Source organism: Nonlabens dokdonensis (assembly GCF_002162835.1).
Taxonomy (GTDB): Bacteria; Bacteroidota; Bacteroidia; order Flavobacteriales; family Flavobacteriaceae; genus Nonlabens; species Nonlabens dokdonensis_B.
The window spans coordinates 1-3,878 of the sequence record NZ_MAAX01000046.1 but is presented as its reverse complement, the minus strand read 5'-3'; the positions used below and the strand labels follow the sequence as shown (position 1 = coordinate 3,878).

Below are 3,878 nucleotides of genomic sequence, written 5' to 3'. Positions count from 1 at the left end.
TGTATTCAACATGTTCTTTAACTTCCCAGTTATCAAATCCAAACCCTTCTGATGCTCCCTGCCATGTTGACGAACTATATCTCCACCTGAAGATACAACTAGATTGTCCAGGCGCATTACCCATCAAGATTGTCGCATGAGTCCAATCATTTGAATTACTTGCTGGAATTGGGTTAGCCCCCCAAGTCGGCCAAGTGTACCATGAAATCCCACCGTTAAATGAGCGTTGTAATCTGAATGAATGAGAAGTACCAGGACGAACATAATCGAAAGATATCTCAGGAGGTGCTGTATAATCTGAGAAGTCATAACATGGAGAATTTATATAACTAAATTCATTTAATGAAGCATTACCTGTAAGGTTTGTTGCCCAAACTTTACCATCATTGTTATTTCCAATGTTAGCAGTTGTTGGAGTACCCCATTCCCATGAGTTATTTACGCCATTCTGAGTAGAACTATACCAGTGACCATTATCTGTATTGAATGTTGTACTATCCTCTGTTAAGGTAGGTAAACTGTTCAATTCAAATTCAAATTCATTACTAGTATTGTCTTCATCTAAGGCAAAGACAACTTTTATAGCAATGGTATAAGTACCAGCAAGACTCATATCGATATCTGGTAATTGATACAATGTATCTGTTTGTGAAGCCAATCCAGAATCGAAATCCCAGAAATCAATCCACAATCCACTGTTGTTAAATTGGTATTGAGCAGTTGCACCGTTTGGCGCTACGTCTAGGTTACCGAAGTTCATAATTTGAACATAACCTGATTCAATTCCAAGACCACAAGAAGTTTCTAGAGAATCAATTGACAATACAGCCAAGTCATTATCTGGACATTCTTCTACTATAAATACTTCTTGAGATTCAAGCTCCCAAACATTCCAGTTAGAAGAATCCAATCCGTTATCTGGACTATCTCCATCATTATTAGCGATTACTATTCCACCACATCTTGTGATAGAATAGGTACCACCTTGCCATCCTGTACCACCTTCGTCATATGCGTTCATTACATATCCAGCATTTGGATAAACACAAACTTCAAAACCGTATGAATTATTAGACGATAGGTTTCCTGAACCATCAATATCTCCACCTTGGCCAACCATTACACCATACAGTGTATCAACGATTTGGAATCCTACTTGATGTCCTGAAGTTGCCGTATTTAAGTTAACATCAATCCACATAGTTCCGTGGTTTGTGAAACTAGAAGAAGCCATATCATTGGTAGCTACAGAATCTCCTGCTAGAACAGTTTGAATATAGAACATAGTATCTACTGAAGTAGAGAAATCATAGAATCCATCAATTGTAATGGTATCAATTTGATAAGGAACTAATGTATCCATATAAGTACCTACATTGAAGTAGATAGAATCATCCCAGCTCAATTCAATTGGGAATCCTGTAACAGCTTGTCCACCGAAGTTTTCAATTTCTATTGTAATTTGAGTTGAATCACCTGTATTACATCCAGTTGTTTCAGGAGAAAGAATAGCATTTACACCAATATTCTTAGCCCATGGGCTAAGAAATGTAATTTGTAAAGGATTATAGTTTGTATCACAAGGATTCGTCAAATACACAGAATAGATAGTATTCTCTGCTAATCCACCGATAATATAAGGATGAGTAAATACTGTATCTGTTGGAATACTGTCATATACATCCAATGTATCCAATACATCAACCAATTCAAGATGCCATACTGTATCTAGACTCGCGTTTAACCAATCCAAAGTAACATCAATATCAGTTAAATCTTCAATAGTAAAACTTGCTGGAGTAGCACAATCTGGTGCTTCTTCCCATCTTACATTATCAATATACAAATTGTCAAATGTAGTTGTAGCATTAAATTTAATTGCAATACGTGTATCAGTTCCAGCATATGATAGAAATGGTACAGTTACTGAATCACAAGTTCCATTGGCAACCCCCGAATAAAGAGATGTAAATGTACTAGGATCATTTCCATCTGTCATAGTTCCAACTTCATAAGGAGAAGGAGGAGCCCAAGTTGAACGGGTTGTGGTTTCAAATGTTAAATTATGTGAACCAGAAGTAATATCTATTAATTCAGGTGTAACTAATAATATATCTGCTGTAAACTCATTTCCACTATACATTCGTACTGCCTTGGTTCCTTCACACAGGTTCCATGTAGTATTGATTATTTGGATCCATGGTTTTGTACCTGCTAATGAACTGTGATTTACTGTATAATCCCAGCAAAGAGAAGTATCCTGACCACCAGACAAGTCTTCAAAACCATTTTGGAAGTCTCCATAAGCTGCACAGTCTGTCTGAAATATTACAGAAGTCCCTTCACTGATTGCATCTGAACAATTAGTTGATATAGTCATTTCGTATATAGTAGAAGGCTCTAACCCTCCAACTGTAAATGAAGTTGAATATGCTGTATCCAAAATAGTTGGATTAATACCAGAAACATCCACTAATTCAAGTAACCATTCAGTACCAAATGTTCCTGATGAATCTAAAGATACAGAAACTGTTGTCAATCCTATTGAATCAACATTTACATTCGTAGGAGGGAAACAATTTGGAATTTCATGCCATTCGAAATCATCAAGATAACTATCTGACCATGATGAGCCTGGTAAACTTCTAATAGCTATATGGTCATCCCCACCGGAATAATCATCAAAATTAAAGGTATATTGAGTGAATACAGTTGCTGGTACAATGGTATCTTTAGGAGTAAATGTTCCAACATCATCAGGGTCAGAAACCGTTCCTACAACTAACTTATTACCATCATTTGCCAATTGACGAGCATAAAACCTCAATCTATGTGTTTGATCATCCAATGAACTAAATTCTGGCATCACCGCAAATTGTAATGATGTTGACAAATTCGCATTTCCAGCCTCAAAATGAAGAGAATTAGTTCCCGTATTCCCTACCGTCCAACTAGAATTCAAAACTCGAACAAATGAATTGGTTGCAGATGTACTATCAATAAAATTCCAACAATTCACTGGGTCATTTGTCATTAAGCCTTCAAAGGAAGTATAATAATCCATTACAGGAGCACAAACTGTTGTGAAGGTAATTGGCCCAAGCCATACAGTAGAATCAGTTCCACACATTGTACGTACATATGCGGTATAGTCTGTTCCTGAGTTCAACCCTGAAACAGTGAAAGGAGTTCCCGATGCAGTGTTTGTTGCTACACCAGTGATAGTATTCTGATCTTCAATTATTTCTATTTCATATAAAGTAGCTCCAGATCCTGCCACAGTAAATGACATATCAACTGAAGTTGTATTTACAGAATCGACAGCCAGGTCATAAGGCACATTACATGGAGGTAATGCTGTAACAGCAATAGAGTCAATGAAGATATAATCATTCGTTTGATTAAGAGGGGAAGCATAGTCTATTTCAACTATAACATCTTCTCCTATATATGAAGTATCAATTAGAAGATATTCCGTAGCATAAGAACCAGGCGTAGACCATAAAGCTCCATCATTTGATTCGAAGTCAGCTCCAGTTACAGACCAAATAGTCTCCCAAGAAGCACCACCATCATCTGATAGATTAACCTTTAAAGTATCTGAGAATGAATCATCATGAGACCAAAGCAATGTCAATAAAGCAGCTTGATCCATATCAATCATAGGCGTTTGAATCAGTCTATGATTTGCATAATTACCCCAAGTATTTCTAGCTCTAGCCGCTATAGTATCACCTGAAGATACATAAGGAGTCCAGTTTCCATCACCATTGTCTATATCAAAACACTCAGGCACCCAAGTGCTAAATGGTTCTGTAAGTGGTAATGCAACAGGATTACAAAGTGTTGTGATTACAACTGGTCCTGACCAGTAAGAA

At 36.9% G+C, this 3,878-nt stretch carries 1 protein-coding gene; it reads right to left on the bottom strand.

The window, feature by feature from the left end:
* Nucleotides 1-3,878 (bottom strand): hypothetical protein (locus A9Q93_RS02755; protein WP_303685852.1); only part of this gene is annotated, 3,878 nt, incomplete at both ends.